This window comes from Arthrobacter sp. 05N425 (assembly GCF_056397125.1).
Map to the genome: position 1 here is coordinate 141,417 of NZ_JBFTMU010000005.1, position 14,497 is coordinate 155,913.

Sequence of the window (14,497 nt, forward strand, 5' to 3'; positions counted from 1 at the left end):
CCTTACGCCGCTCCCACGACGACGGCCAGTGTTTGAGTGTCAGAGGGCTTTGGTAGCTTGGCAGAAGAGAGATCGACGGCGTCGGGAGCCGGCCGGTCGGTCAAAAAGAGTCAGTCGGCCAGAGCCAAGCAAAGCGGGGCGCAGTGTTTTTTCTTGAACCGGAAGTACCGGGCGCGGCACCGGATCTGGTCTACTCCGCGAGCGACCTTGTGGTGGCCGTCGGCTGCGAGTACCAGCTGCTCCGGAAGCTCGACGAAAAGCTGGGCCGTGCCCCGAAGGCTGACTTCGGCACCGATGAAATGCTCCAGCACGCGGCCATGCTGGGCGACGTTCACGAGCGCAAGGTCCTGGACGGGTTCATGGACGAGTTCGGCACCTGGGACCCCACCCGCGGGCGCGGCGTGTACGACGTCGTTCCCGCCACTGCCATGGACCGCGCCACCTTGGCGGCCAAGCACCACGAGTCCATCGAGGCGCTGCGGGCGGGCGCCGACGTCGTCTTCCAGGCCGCGTTCTTTGACGGCCAGTTCCACGGCCGCTCCGACTTCCTGGTCCGGCAGGCCGACGGCGGCTACGCCGTGTTCGACACGAAACTGGCCCGCCACGCCAAAGTGACCGCCCTGCTGCAGCTCGCCGCCTACGGCGACCAGCTGCTCAAGGAGGGCATCCCGGTGGATCCCGCGGTCACCCTTGTCCTCGGCGCCACGGTGCAACTGGCCGACGGCGGCTACGACTACGTCCGGAGCCACCACAAACTCGCCGAGATCCTGCCGGTCTTCCGGGAACGCCGCGAACGTTTCCTCGCCCTGACGGCCGCGCACATCGCACTGCCAGACGCCGTCCGCTGGGGCGCGGAGGACGTCGCCGCCTGCGGCCGGTGCGACTACTGCCAGGAACAGGTCAAGGCCACCGACGATCTGCTCCTGGTGGCCCGGATGAACTCGGTGCAGCGCAAGAACCTCCACGAGCTGGGCATTCACACCGTCACGGAGCTGGCCCAAACCCCGCTCGCCAAGCCGACGCCCACGCTCCTGCGGCTGCAGGAACAGGCCCGGATGCAGAGCGGCGTTGGACCGGCCGACGGGGAAGTGCAGTACCGCAAGGACGGCGAGGAACACACGCTGCGCTACGCCGTGCTCCCGCAAAACGCCCTGGCTGAGCTTCCACCGCCCAGTCCGGGCGACATCTTCTTCGACTTCGAGGGCGATCCACTATGGCAGGACAGCGCCACCGGGGTGTGGGGACTCGAGTACCTTTTCGGCGTCGTCGAGGCGCCCACCGGGCCGAGCGTTCCGGGCGTGTTCCGGCCGTTCTGGGCGCACAGCCGKGCGGCGGAGAAGCAGGCGTTCCTCGACTTCCTGGACTACGTGGAACAGCGTCGACGGGACTACCCCGATATGCACGTCTACCACTACGCCCCTTATGAGAAGACGGCACTCCGCAAGCTCTCCGTGCTGCATGTGGCCGGCGAAGACATTGTGGATGAGTGGCTCCGCGAAGGCCTGCTGGTGGACCTCTACCAGACGGTCCGGAACAGCATCCGCATCTCGGAAAACTCGTACAGCATCAAGAAGCTCGAGCCGCTCTACATGGGCACGAACCTCCGGACGGGCGACGTGAAGGACGCCGGCGCCTCCGTTGTCGCCTACGCCCACTACTGCGAGGCGCGCGAGGCTGGCAAGGTGGATGAGGCCAGGGCCGAGGACGCCGCGAGGATCCTCGCCGGCATCTCCGACTACAACGAATACGACTGCCTCTCGACGCTGGAGCTGCGGAATTGGCTGCTCCAGCGGGCCAAGGAACGTGGGATCGAGCCGGGCGGGATTGAGCCAGGCGGCACCGGCTCCGGGCCGGGCGGGGACACCGGGTCCGGGTCGGGCGGCGCCGGTTCCGTACCGGCGGGCGCCGGGGACGACGTCGACTCCCCGGCCGCTGCTGCCGCGCTTGGCCCGGCCGAGCTGGCGTTGCTGGCCCTTGCCGAGCCCGGGAGCGGCCTGTCCGAGGAGGATCGCAAGGCCGTCGCCATGCTGGCTGCGGCTGTGAGCTATCACCGCCGGGAGCGCAAGTCCTTCTGGTGGGCGCATTTCGACCGGTGCGAGCAAGGCCCGGACACGCACGAGCGGGACCGGAACGTCTTCCTTGTCGATTCCGCCGTGATCCTCGACGACTGGCAGCAAGAAGGCCGGAAGCTTCCGGAGCGGCGGGTCCGGCTGACCGGCACTGTGAGCCCCGGCTCGGATTTGCGCGAAGGCAGCAAATGGTTCCGGATGTACGGGCTGCCGCTTCCCGCAGGGCTGGAGGGCACGGGCAAGAACGGTGCCGGTCGAAGCGGCTGGTTCGGCACGGAGGTTCTGGAACTTGGGCACGAGGACGGCAAGGACACCGTCGTCATTCGGGACCGGCTGCACCGAAACGTATCGCCCCACAGCGAGGTGCCCATCGCGCTGACCGAGGACCAGCCGCTGGCCACCAAAAGCCTGGAGCAGGCGTTGGAGTCACTCGCCGACCTGGTAGCCGATGGCTTGCAGTCCGGTTCCATCCCCCGGCACCCTGCCCTTGACCTCGTCCGGCATCTGCCGCCACGGCTGTCCGGCGGCGCGTCATTGCCGCAGCCGGGCGACGGTCCGGACCGCTTCATCGATGCGATCACCACGGCGGTCTTGGGACTCGACCACTCCTACCTGGCGGTGCAGGGTCCCCCGGGAACCGGCAAGACCCATGTGGGTTCCCACGTCATCGCCCGGCTCGTCGCCCGAGGCTGGAAGGTCGGCGTCGTCGGCCAGTCCCACGCCGTGGTGGAGAACCTGCTGACGACCGCCATCACCAAAGCGGGGGTCAGCCCCGCCCTGGTCGCGAAGGACGTGAAGCACGACAATCCCTTGCCGTGGCAGGCGCGTACCGCCAAGGACGTTGCGGCGCTGCTGAGCGCGCCCGGCGGTGCCCTGGTCGGCGGCACGGCGTGGACCATGACCGGCGCCACGGTCCCGGCCGGCTCACTCGATTTGCTGGTGATCGACGAAGCCGGCCAGTTCTCGCTGGCCAACACGCTCGCGGTCGCCCAGTCCAGCAGCCGGCTGCTCCTGCTGGGCGACCCGCAGCAGCTCCCGCAGGTCAGCCAAGGCAAGCATCCCGAGCCGGTCGACGAGTCGGCGCTGGGCTGGATCTCCGCGGGGCACGCCACCTTGCCGCCGGAGCTTGGCTACTTCCTGGCCGACTCGTGGCGGATGAACTCCGAGCTGTGTCTGGCGGTCTCCGAGCTGTCCTACGAGGGCCGGCTGCGGTCTGCGCCGTCCGCTGACCTCCGGCGACTGGATGGAGTTCCCGCCGGGATCGAAACGGTGATGGTGCCGCACAGCGGCAACACGACGTCGTCCCCGGAGGAAGCCGCCGAAGTCGTCCGGCAGGTGCGGCGCCATCTGGGTCTGGCGTGGCACACTCCGGAGGGGTCGCGCCCTCTTGAGGCCTCGGACATCCTTGTGGTGGCTGCCTACAACGCCCAGGTGAACCTTGTTCGCGAAGCCCTGGACCGGGCCGGACTGTCAGGCGTACGGGTCGGAACCGTGGACAAGTTCCAGGGCCAGGAAGCCGCGGTGGTGATCGTGTCCATGGCGTGTTCGGCGGTGGCCGAGGCGCCCCGGGGCATGGAGTTCCTGCTCTCCCGGAACCGGATCAACGTGGCTGTGTCACGCGGGCAGTGGCGCGCCGTCGTCGTGCGTGCTCCGGAGCTGACAAACTACCTGCCCACCCATCCGGAAGGCCTGGAGCAGCTGGGCGGCTTCATCGGCCTCTGCCAGCGGTCCGTGTCCCCCGCCCCCTAGGGGACATGCCGATCCTTCACACCCACCATTGGACATGCCCGTCCTCTGGGTGCGCCACGGTACATGCCCCTCGCCTTCGAGCTGCTCCGGGGGACATGCCCATCCTTCACACCCACCATTGGACATGCCCGTCCTCTGGGTGCGCCACGGTACATGCCCCTCGCCTTCGAGCTGCTCCGGGGGACATGCCCATCCTTAAACGCCAACAGTGGACAGAATCGGATTCTGTCCACCGTTCGAGGCGTGCACTGGGCATGTCCGGTGAATGATTACGCCGGCGCCCCGCTCCTAGTTTTGGTAAGCCGGGTAATCGGTGTAACCCTCGGCGCCGTCGGAGTAGAAGGTGGCCTGGTTGGGCTCGTTCACCGGGAGCCCCTCGCGCCAGCGGCGCACCAGGTCGGGGTTGGCGATGGCCGGTCGTCCAACGACCACAGCATCAGCGTGGCCGTCCGAGACCAGGGACTTGGCTACTTCGGCAGTCGTGATGACGCCAAAGCCGGTGTTCAGCAGGAAGGTTCCATTGAAGCGCGTGCGCAGTTCCTGGACCAGTTCGCTCGTGGGCTCCTTGTGAAGGACGCTGAGGTAGGCCAGCTTCAGCGGGGCCAGGGCGTCCACGAGGTAGCCGTAGGTTGCGCGGACGTCGGCGGCGTCCAGTTCCAGGGCGCCCTGGACGTTGTGCTCCGGCGAGATGCGGATACCTACGCGGTCGGCGCCGACGGCGTCCACAACGGCCTGGACGACTTCGATGACGAAGCGGGCACGATTTTCGGGTGAGCCGCCGTAGTTGTCCTCGCGCTGGTTCGCGGCCGGCGTCAGGAATTCGTGCAGCAGGTAGCCATTCGCGGAGTGAAGCTCGACGCCGTCGAACCCTGCGTCGATCGCATTGCGGGACGCCTGAACGAACTCTTCACGGATGCCGGACAGTTCATCAGTAGCCAGCGCGCGCGGCACCGGGAAAGCCTGCTTGCCCTCGTAGGTGCGGGTCTCGCCGTCAATGGCGATCGCGCTCGGGGCGACGACCTCATGGCCGCCAGTGGTGTCCTCGTGCGTGACGCGGCCCGCGTGCATTACCTGGGCGAAGATCCTGCCGCCCTCGGCGTGCACGGCGGCGGTGACGTCGGCCCAGCCCTTGAGCTGCTCCTCGGTGACCAAGCCGGGCTGTCCCGGGAATCCCCGTCCGGCCGGGCTGGGGTAGGTGCCTTCGCTGACGATCAGCCCCAACGAGGCTCGCTGCCGGTAGTGCTCGACCACCAGCGGCCCGGGAATGCCTTCCTTGCCCGAACGGACGCGGGTGAGCGGCGCCATCACGAGCCGGTTCGGTAGTTCAAGCTGGCCGATGGTCAAGGGGGAAAACAGCATGCGCAGTTCCTTTCGGAGTGGATTGGGTCCACTGGCGGAAACTTCATAGCGTCTGCAACTATTCCTGTTGAGACTCAGATCACGCCTGAATTACCGCGAGGCCGGTGGTGAGCCGGGGCAACCCTGGCCTTCCGGATTTTGGAGACAATCGTCGGCATAGTTGCGGGTGATGGACCGCCAGACGCTAACGGTCTGTGGCGGGGAGCTGAACTGTCCTTCGCCCGGGATCGGCAGCGGTGGGCCGCCGTTGACGGAGTAGGTCCCTTGAAAATACGTGGTCAGCGTCACGGAGAAGTCCCCGGTCTGGGTGTAGATGTGGCTGGTGGTCGTCTTTTCGCCCCAACGGTCCTGCGGCAGTGGTCCGCCGGCCGAGCTCTGCGGGCCCAGCGAAGTACCGTCACCGTAGTTCCAGGTGTATTGGACGGGCTTGGCGTCGACATGGACGGCCTGGGCCAGGATCTTGATGTCGAACTGCTGTTCTGCTGCCTCAGCAAAGAAGTTCGTCTCAGCGCCCCGAAGCGTGTGCGGACTGGGTTGCGCGGTTACTCGGCCCGCGGCGATCGGAAGTTTCCGGAATTCGGCTTGGATCATGGCGGCGATGCGGGGCAACAAGTCCTCGGGTCGCGCATCAAACAGGCACGTTGGCCCGGAATGGTAGCTCCAGACTGGGTTGGGGACCCCTGCAGGAGCCTTGAACCAAGTGACGGGAATCCCGTCTTTACCACCGGGACCGTTCTTGCACTCCATCACGGTCGCCAGGCACTCGGCGTCGAAGTCGCCACCGCCAAGATGGCATTGGAGTTCGTATTTGTACTGGAAGGGGTCGCTTGAGATGGTGCCTGGCTCCTGATGCACAAACTTTCGGGCTGCCTCGTCCCAGCTCCACCCATCAAGATGAACCCCGTCGGGTCGCCAGTCACCGAAGATGTCCGGGTCCGCTTGCACGGCAACGGCACCCCCGAACAAAGTCATGAGCCCTGACAGTGCTGCTGCTGTCACCCACTTCCTATATGCAATCGCCGCCCCCACGTTTCACCCAACGATTCTGCCGATGTCAACGAGTTTCCACGCCCCATTGGCGAATGCGACGAACAGGAGATTTCCGGTGTCGTCCGGCTGAGAGCCGCGGCGAGCGACGCTGCCGTCTTTTCGCATGTACGCGAGGGGTGTCTGATGCGCCTGCACAGCAACTTGATACGTCTGGCCGGGACCTTGGACGAATTCGGTGGTGACCGACTGAGTGGTCACCACGCCGCCCACAAGCCACCTTCCCTCCGTGTTCCAAGCATTAATGACCTTTTTGGCCGTTGCGCACGGTTGACAATCATCTGAAGTGACGACGTTCAGAGGCCGCAGATCTCCCGTCTCATATCCGTAGCTCAGCAGGCTAAACCAGTGTTTGGCGAACGAAATTGCGCCCTCCTTCGTCTTCGCCTTCGCGGCCTCCGGCAGCACCGGAACCGGGACGTTCTGGGCCCTCCCCTTGGCGTCGGCCGGCTTATAACTGGCAGTGGCGATGGGCGTCGCGGTGGCGCTGGGAGTCCGGGACGTGGACATGCTGGTCGACGCATCGCTCGGTGCCGCACTCGGCGGCGCCTGGCCGGCGGTGCAGGCCGTTCCCATCAGGGCAATACCGGTGAGCAGGGCGGCCGCGGCGGTGAGCCTGCGGCTGAAGGTTGGAGTGCGAGATGTCATGTTCAGCTAATCCCCCGATAGAAATCAAGACGCCTGAATCCAAACAATGCCTAAGGGTAACTGACACCACACTCTCGCCGTAAGGGTTATCCACAGGCCCCCCGCCTCACTTCTGAACCACGCGCCCCTAGGGACGCAGGCGCCCCAAAAGCCTCACTCCACACCCCCAAAGACACCCCCAAACGCACTACAAAGACACCCCAAACGCGCCCCCAATTGCCAACGCAAACAGGGCGTTGCAGAAGTTCCTGCAACGCCCCCGCCGTGGGCCGGATTTCAGGCCCGGCTCAGCTTCCTACTTCTTTTTGTCGGCCCCGAGGCCCGAGCCGCTGCAGCTTGCCATGGCGCCCTGGCCGGTTCCGGAGTTCTTCGAGATCGACTTGCCGTCAAACAGAATTTCGCAGCCAACCTTTGCCGCGGCATTCGAAAAATCCCCGCTGACAACCAAGGAGAGCAGATCCGAATTCTTTACGGTCTGCTCCTTCTTCCAGCCAGTGCTGACATCAACGTTGGATGTCCCGCCGCTGGTCCAGTAGCTGACCGAGGCTTTGCCGTTCGTGGTCACCACGTACTGGACCTTGTGCTCCGAGTTCAGCGCCTGATCGGCCGAGGAAACAGCAGCGGACACCACGGCCATCCAGATAGCAGCGATCACAATGCTCAGAATGCCAAGAACGATGCCCGCAATCGCGGCACCCTTCTTGGCGAACTTGCGGGTAGCACCGATGATCCCGAACAGGACGGCCAGTGGACCCAGGACAAAGGCGACGACGCCCATCACCGGGACGAACGAAAAGACGACAGCAACAATGCCGAGCACCAGCGCGGTGATGCCCCAGCCGTTGCCCCGCGGGGCAACAGGAGCGCCGCCCATGGTCGGAACGGTGGACGTGGGCGCATCCGCGGGCGCGGTGCCGTATGTATTGAAAGTACTCATGATTCCCCATACTCATGGCCAGGCGGCGCCTGGCGGTGCGAAGTGTCCGGGCCCAAGCGCCCCCATGGCGCGGAGGGGCATCTCGTCCAGCGGAAAAACACCCTGATGGGCCGCCGCTGGATGCGATGCAATCCGAACAAGATGAACGATAGGGAGGGGGTCGGACAATATAGCGACCGCAACGTCACGACCGACTAAGCAATCAATTCCGATTGCCTCTGGCGTTTTTCTACACGGGACAGAACAATGAGCCCATGATGTTCGAACACGCAGACAACAGCCCCATCTTGAACCTGTCCGAGGATGAGACCTGGAAACTCATCGAAGGAACTAAACACGGCAGGCTCGTCGTCACCGTGGCCGGCGAACCGGATATTTTCCCGGTGAATTACGCCGTCGACAACCGGAAGCTTTACCTGCGCACGGCGCCCGGCAACAAGCTGGCCGAACTGACCATCAATTCCAAGGTGCTGTTTGAAACCGACGGCATCCTCTCCGAAGAGGCATGGTCGGTGGTCGTTCGCGGCACGGCACGGGTCCTGGAGCAGTCGGCGGACATCGCCGTGGCCGAGGCGCTGGGCCTTAAACCGTGGGTGCCGACGCTGAAAGACTTCTACGTTGAAATCGCTCCGACGTCGGTCAGCGGCCGGCACTTCCAGTTCGGCGAACACCCCGAACGGGAAATCTAGGCCAAATTCGCGGCAGACAGCCGCCGCCTAGACTTAAGCCATGGCGGACAGTCTGACCCCGGAGCGGCGCAGCTGGAACATGTCCCGCATCAGGGGGAAGAACACCAAGCCCGAACTGCTGGTCCGCCGGATGCTGCACGCGAAAGGCTACCGCTACCGCTTGCACGGCACCGCCCGTGGCGGCAGGCTCCCCGGAAACCCCGACCTGGTGTTCGCCAGCCGCCATAAAGTCATCTTCATCAACGGCTGCTTCTGGCATTTCCATGACTGCAGGGTCGGCCAGCATGCACCCAAATCCAACGCGGATTTCTGGGAAACCAAGCGCGCCCGCACGCGGGCCCGCGACGCCGAACAGCGCCGCCTGCTCGAGAGTTCGGGCTGGGACGTTCTCACCGTCTGGGAGTGCGAGCTCAAAGACCTCTCGGCCCTCGAGCAGCAACTGGACAGTTTCCTCGGCCGCTAAGTCTGCGCTAAGACTGGTGGTGCGCAATCAGCCACTCGGCCATCTCCCGCGACCGGCCGGCGGCTGCGCGGTCTCCTCCGGCCGCGGCGACGATCGAGCCCTTCATCAGGATGTACCAGGACCGGGCGAAGCCGTCAGGATCCGCCAGGGCCGCCTCCTCGGCGAGCTGCTGCACATGGCCCCGGATCTTGTCGAGGTAATCGATGCTCGCCCTGCCCAATGGATGCGACGGGCCCATCTCCAGCAGGATGTTCACGAAGGAACAGGCCTCGAAGTCGTCCCGCGCGAACCAATCGGCAAACACATCGAAGATGGCCAGCAGCTGCTCCACGGGGGTGCGCCCCCGGCGTCGGGCCTCGGAAATGATGGTGGCTACGGTCCACTGCCGGTCGCGGCGTTCCAGGAAAGCCAGCACCAGCTCGTCCTTGGAGCCGAAGTGCCGGTAGAAGCTGGCTTTCGCCACTCCGGAGCGGCCGATGAGTTCGTTAATGCCCACGTCCCGCACGCCGCGACGCGAAAATAATTCGTACGCGACATCCAAAATACGCTCCCGGATCCCGGTAATCTCAGCACCACCGGCGTTGGTCCCACCGCCGGACGCAGGAACGCCACCACTGCCCGCGCCATGGGGCTGTGGAGAGGGAGCCTGGGAATTGGTTGAAACAGACATCAAAAATATAGTACCGCTACGCGAGACAGACTGGTCTCCCTGAGCTAAGATCAAAACTCGGGGACTAGGACTCTATTGGTCAGTACGTGGGGATACTACAAACTCCGCAGGAGAGCACCATGCCACACTTGTTGTTGTCTACCGAGACCCGCACGCGGCACGCCGCCCGGAGCCCCGAAACACATGAGGATCTGGAGCCCCTGCGCCGTCAGGTTTCCGCCATCATCGAGGCGATTCTTGAAGAGACCAAGCCGGACGAGGCCTTGGTCCGGGAACAGCTCCGCTGGCACGTCGCGAACAATCCCGGGGAGCCGGAAAAAGCGCTCCTGAACCACCTGCTGTCAGTCTCCACGACCCTGCAGGACGACACCGCGTAGATGGGCATCCCGTCAGCGGCTGATCGTCGCCTGACGGACCACTTCGCCCCACGACTGCTGCGCCAGGTCAGCCACTGACGCCAGGATTTCCGACGGCGGCAGCGACAGATCCAGCGGAAATTCCACCACATCGATATCCGTGTTGAGGATCCGCCGCAGCTTGATCTCCCCCGCGCCGGCGTAAACCAGCCACGCCGTCGGCACCCGCAGCGACGTGCAATACGCGAGCATCCGGTAGTGGTCAGCGGACAGTGAGGCGCCGATGTCGGACGCCGCCTTGTACTTCGCGTCGTACACCATCACGGGCCGGCCGCCCAGCAGATGCACCGCGCCCGGTTGCACCATGATCCGGTCGGAGTCCCGCACCGCCTCGTTCAACATCGAGTTGTAGCGCAGCCGCATCTCCCCCGGGTACGCGGCCATGGCCTCGCGCAGCGCGATGCCGACAAAGTCCTCGAAGACTTTGGACATGTCCACCACGAACGACGCCGAGTGCTGCTTTCCGTCCCCGGCTTCGGCCGAGGCGTTGCGCAGGATGACCTCCGCGAGCCGCAGGGCCGCGTGGTAGCGGGTGTTCATCCGGCTGGCCCGCCACGACGGCAGCGGGGCGCCGGACTGCAGGCGCGTCACGGCGTCGAGCTTTCCCTTCAACCGCCGCAGCCGGCTCAGCACATCGGCCCGCACCCCCGGCACCTGCGACATCCGTTCGAGGGCCGCGCGCAGGATGCGGTTTTCCGGGATGTCCTCGGTGAACTCGTCGTAGGAGACCTCGAGCGGCACCAGCATGCCGGGGCGGCGGGAGATCTGGTCGGACATCCTGATCCGGCCCTTAACGGTGCGGAGCGACTCGTCGACGTTCAGGTAGCCCTGCAGCACCCCGCGGCTGAGGGCCCGGTCGGCGAGCTGGGCCAGCGACTCGGCGAGGGCGCTCCAGAGATCGGTGTCCTCGACCGCGGCCACGGCGTCATCCCGAAAGCCCTGGTTTTCCGTATAGCCGAGCAGGAACAGCAGCCGGCCGAGGCCCAGCCGCTCCTTGGGCCGGACTTCCAGCTGCACTGAAGGGGTGCGCACGGAGCCCACCTTGCCGACAGGTTCGATCCGGAACAGGCCCATGCCCAGCGGAGAAGCCTTGGCCAGTCCGCTGCCGTTGATGTACGCGGCGCTGCCCGCATCGATCCGTTCCACCACTCCCCCGGACAGCTCATCCAGGACGATGTGGCGGACGGTGCCGGCAGGGGCGAGGCTAGACGCGAGCAAGGCGGCTCAACAGTTGCTCCAGTCCGAACCGTTCCTCCAGCTGCGCCCGGTTGAGCTGGCCGTGGTAGTGCTCCTCCAGCAGCGGCATCAGCTCGTACTTCCAGATCCGGCGCAGCCCGGTGGGTGTCTGGGCGGCCTTTTTCATGAAGTAGGACGGCCCGATCATCAGGTCCCGGTCCCACTCGTCGATGGCGTTGTTCAGTTCGTCGAGCAGCAGCGCCGGCGTCGTGTCCAGGCCCCGGGCCTGCAGGAAGCGCAGCAGCGAGCCCTTCACCGGTTCGGTCTTGGGATGCAGTTCGATGAAGGAGAACCGGCGGCGGATGGCGGCGTCCATCATCGCGATGGAGCGGTCCGCGGTGTTCATGGTGCCGATGATGTACAGGTTGTCCGGCAGCGAGAACGGCTCCGTGGGGCTGTATTGCAGGTAGATCCGGTCGTCGCGGTACTCCAGCAGGAAGTACAGCTCGCCGAAGACCTTCGCCAGGTTGGCCCGGTTCATCTCATCGATGATCAGGAAGTACGGCTTGCCCTCGTTGCCGGGTTTGGCGGCCTCCTCGGCCAGCCTGCGGAGCGGTCCGGCCACCAGCTTAAAGGACACCTGGCCCTCGTCGGTCTTGTCCGGCCGGTAGCCCTCGAAGAAGTCCTCGTACGCGTAGGAGGGGTGGAACTGGACGAGTTTGACCCGCTCGTCGCCGGTGTCCCCGGCCAGTTCGGCGGCGAGGTGCTTGGCCAGGTAGGTTTTGCCGGTGCCGGGCGGGCCGTAGAGCACCAACTGGCGGTTTTCCTCCAGCAGTTCGGCGATTTCCTGCAGCGGTTCGAGGTCCATGTGCAGGGACGCGGCGAATTCGGCCGTCAGCGGCCGGAAGCCCTCGCACGGCTCGACGACGGCGTCCGGCTCGGCGCCGTCGTCGGCCTCTGCCTCGGCTTCGGCCGGGAGCAAGGTCTCGAGCGCCTGGATCACCCGGGTGACGTCCACGATGAGCCCCGAGCTGGCCAGCTGGCGCTGCACGTGGCGGGGCAATTCGGCCATCGAGTGGACCTCGTCGAACCAGCGGACCTTCCGGCGTAGCCGGCGGTTGTCATCATGGTGTTCGGGTTCGCCCAGCACCACGCCGACTCGGACGGTCCCCGAGTTCTGGTACAGCGTGAAGTCGCCCGGTTTCATCACGGTCAGGAAGGCGAAGACGGCGGTCTTGGTGTCCTCACGTTCCACGTAGCTGAGGTGCTTGTAGTCCTCGTCCACGGCGTGTTGGACCAGGCCGGCGGTCACGCCCGGGTCCAACAGACGGAGGTGTTCGACGTCGAGGGTCACCGCTTCGTCGTCCTGCCAGGCGGCCAGCAGCTCGGCGTTGTCGTGGTGGCTGCGCAGCAGCCACGCGCGGCGGCCGGGATCGGCCACCTTCCGCCACTGGCTGACCAGCTGCCGCGAGTACCAGTCGATCCGCTGCCCGGCCTGCTCGTCGAGGTGCAGCCTGATGCGGTGGATGTCCGCGGAGATTTCCTCGTCGGAGTCACCCCTGGCACCGCCAACCAGGGAGGCGAAGGCATCCCGGATCTCCTGGCGTTCGACGTCGGCAACGACGGGCTCGAAGTAGCCGGGCCAGACCAGGAATTCGATGCTGCGCCGGATCGCGGGCTGGTCTTCCGGGGTGCCAATCGTGAGTTCGTGGAAGGCCAGCGGGTCCTTGATCGCGGCTTGGACGACGCCGGCCGGTCGCTGGGCGACGTGCCGAACGAAGCGGCAGAGCCACTTCAGGTGGTCCCAAATCGTCCAGTTGAACTCCGCGGTGCGGTCCCGGATCACCCCGTGGTCCGTCATGCCCGCATAGAGTTCGTCCGGGAGCGCCAGCGGAGGCTCCAGCCAGGACGCCGCCTCTGCGACGCGGGCCCGCTTGACCTTGAGTGACTTGACCTCGTGCGCCAGCGGCAGCGACTGCAGGAACAATAGCTCGACGGCCAGCTGCTTCGCCCCGCGGGTGGCGCCCTCAAGGTTTTCGCGGAGGTTGGTCATCATCGGCGCCTTGGGGTCCGGGATGCCCCGTTCCAGCCGCTCCAGCAACTCCGAGGCCGCCGCAACCGACCACGTCCTAGTCCGGCCGTCCAGCGGCGACGCCTTGCCGAGCAGCCCCGGGCCCAGTACAAACCACGCCGCGTCTTCGATCTCTTTGGAGATGCCGAGGGCGCGGTGCATGGCGGGCTTTTTGTTGGGGGTCATGCCTTCAATTTACAGGCTTAAGCTGAACGCCCGCATCACGCCGCAGATCAGAACTACCGGCGAGTAGCTTTGTTCCGCGGTTCTGGCGGAGCCCGCAGAGCGCCCGCGGAGGGCGGCCGGGGTATTACTTGACGGCCGGGCGGCGCCTGACGCCGAAGGTGAAATAGCTGCCCGGGCCGACGAAGTTGATGAGAGTGGCTGCCCGCCACAACGCTTTGCTGCCGCGGATCTCCTCCGCCGGACGGCGCGAGATGTCGCGCTGGGCGGCAATCAGGAGGGAGAGCTGGACGACGGCCGCTGTGATGGTGCCGAACTTCGCCATCGGCGAGAGCTCTTTCCAGGTCTTCTTCCGCGCCTTCATCTTGCTTCGCTTGGCCATGATCCGTGCTCCTAAGGTTTGCATCCTGCCGGCTTCCCGCGGGCCTGTTCAGTCTAGGACCGATCCCGGCAGCGAGGTAGGGGCTAGTGGGTCTGGCGGGCCGCCGGCCCAACTAGCTCGCATTAGTTGTCGTTTAGCGGGCTCAAAACGACAACTACTGCCAGTCAGTTGGGTTCGTGGCGGGCCGCCGCGAAAGGCGCGAGCTTTGCCTTCTGCTCGGGGGTCAGCCGAAGCACCCGCCCGGTGGCTTCGTCCACGAACGCGAGGTGGCTGCTCGCCTTGACGCAGTCTTCGCCGGTGACGGGGTCCTGGACCAGGTAGTGGATGTCGAAGCTGGCCCCTTTGACCGCGCCGACCCACAACTGCACCACGGCGGGAACGTTGCGGTATTCCAGCGTCCGGACGTAGCGGATCTTATGCTCCACGACCAGCGCCAGCGTGCCCTCCGGGATGTCGTTGAAGAGCGACACCTGGGGTTCCATGCCGGGCAGGCCCGCTCCCCGCGGCGGCCCGAAGGCGGCGATGCGGGCCTCCTCCAGGATCCGGACGATCTGCACGTTGTTGATGTGGCCGTAGGCGTCCATATCGCCCCAGCGCATCGGCACCTGCACCTCGAGGCGCCGGGGTTCGCTGGTTCC

General features: G+C 65.7%; 13 protein-coding genes. 4 read left to right on the plus strand and 9 right to left on the minus strand.

The window, feature by feature from the left end; genetic code table 11:
• The first annotated feature begins 143 nt into the window (after window positions 1-143).
• A complete protein-coding gene (locus tag AC1DGE_RS09845) occupies window positions 144-3,818 on the plus strand; it encodes a TM0106 family RecB-like putative nuclease (protein ID WP_476917391.1) in 3,675 nt (1,224 codons plus the stop codon).
• 288 nt (window positions 3,819-4,106) lie between these two features.
• On the opposite strand, the gene AC1DGE_RS09850 is transcribed toward AC1DGE_RS09845, so the two are convergent.
• From AC1DGE_RS09850 to AC1DGE_RS09865, 4 genes are all read right to left on the minus strand, one after another.
• Entirely contained in the window at window positions 4,107-5,177 is a 1,071-nt protein-coding gene (locus AC1DGE_RS09850; protein WP_476909147.1) for an alkene reductase, read from the minus strand.
• 90 nt (window positions 5,178-5,267) lie between these two features.
• On the minus strand, window positions 5,268-6,176 hold the full coding sequence (locus AC1DGE_RS09855; RefSeq protein ID WP_476909146.1) for a PKD domain-containing protein: 909 nt from the start codon (window positions 6,174-6,176) through the stop codon (window positions 5,268-5,270).
• Window positions 6,177-6,209: 33 nt separating this feature from the next.
• Window positions 6,210-6,872 (minus strand): DUF6318 family protein, encoded by a 663-nt coding sequence (locus AC1DGE_RS09860; protein WP_476909145.1) that lies wholly within the window; start codon window positions 6,870-6,872, stop codon window positions 6,210-6,212.
• 295 nt (window positions 6,873-7,167) lie between these two features.
• Window positions 7,168-7,809, minus strand: a complete 642-nt coding sequence (locus AC1DGE_RS09865; protein WP_476909144.1) for a DUF4190 domain-containing protein — start codon at window positions 7,807-7,809, stop codon at window positions 7,168-7,170.
• A 254-nt stretch (window positions 7,810-8,063) separates the two neighbouring features.
• Between AC1DGE_RS09865 and AC1DGE_RS09870 the strand changes: the two genes are divergently transcribed.
• Both AC1DGE_RS09870 and AC1DGE_RS09875 read left to right on the plus strand, forming a co-directional pair.
• Window positions 8,064-8,498, plus strand: a complete 435-nt coding sequence (locus AC1DGE_RS09870; RefSeq protein WP_476909143.1) for a pyridoxamine 5'-phosphate oxidase family protein — start codon at window positions 8,064-8,066, stop codon at window positions 8,496-8,498.
• A gap of 40 nt (window positions 8,499-8,538) precedes the next feature.
• On the plus strand, window positions 8,539-8,961 hold the full coding sequence (locus AC1DGE_RS09875) for a very short patch repair endonuclease (protein ID WP_441418326.1): 423 nt from the start codon (window positions 8,539-8,541) through the stop codon (window positions 8,959-8,961).
• Window positions 8,962-8,968: 7 nt separating this feature from the next.
• On the opposite strand, the gene AC1DGE_RS09880 is transcribed toward AC1DGE_RS09875, so the two are convergent.
• Window positions 8,969-9,631 carry a TetR/AcrR family transcriptional regulator gene (locus AC1DGE_RS09880; protein ID WP_441418325.1) on the minus strand — a complete coding sequence of 221 codons (663 nt, stop codon included), beginning with the start codon at window positions 9,629-9,631 and terminating at the stop codon, window positions 8,969-8,971.
• A 119-nt stretch (window positions 9,632-9,750) separates the two neighbouring features.
• Here AC1DGE_RS09880 and AC1DGE_RS09885 point away from each other — a divergent pair, with 119 nt between their 5' ends.
• Complete coding sequence (locus tag AC1DGE_RS09885) at window positions 9,751-10,008, plus strand: hypothetical protein (RefSeq protein ID WP_441418324.1); 258 nt, start codon at window positions 9,751-9,753, stop codon at window positions 10,006-10,008.
• 12 nt (window positions 10,009-10,020) lie between these two features.
• Here AC1DGE_RS09885 and AC1DGE_RS09890 read toward each other — a convergent pair whose 3' ends face one another.
• The 4 genes from AC1DGE_RS09890 to AC1DGE_RS09905 all read right to left on the minus strand — a co-directional run bounded on the left by AC1DGE_RS09890 (window position 10,021) and on the right by AC1DGE_RS09905 (window position 14,458).
• Entirely contained in the window at window positions 10,021-11,265 is a 1,245-nt protein-coding gene (locus AC1DGE_RS09890) for a 5-methylcytosine restriction system specificity protein McrC (protein ID WP_476909142.1), read from the minus strand.
• A complete protein-coding gene (locus AC1DGE_RS09895) occupies window positions 11,252-13,480 on the minus strand; it encodes an McrB family protein (protein WP_476909141.1) in 2,229 nt (742 codons plus the stop codon). The genes AC1DGE_RS09890 and AC1DGE_RS09895 overlap by 14 nt, the downstream gene beginning before the upstream one ends.
• A 124-nt stretch (window positions 13,481-13,604) precedes the next feature.
• Window positions 13,605-13,859 carry a hypothetical protein gene (locus tag AC1DGE_RS09900; protein WP_441418321.1) on the minus strand — a complete coding sequence of 85 codons (255 nt, stop codon included), beginning with the start codon at window positions 13,857-13,859 and terminating at the stop codon, window positions 13,605-13,607.
• Window positions 13,860-14,023: 164 nt separating this feature from the next.
• Complete coding sequence (locus AC1DGE_RS09905; RefSeq protein WP_441418398.1) at window positions 14,024-14,458, minus strand: acyl-CoA thioesterase; 435 nt, start codon at window positions 14,456-14,458, stop codon at window positions 14,024-14,026.
• Window positions 14,459-14,497 lie beyond the last annotated feature (39 nt).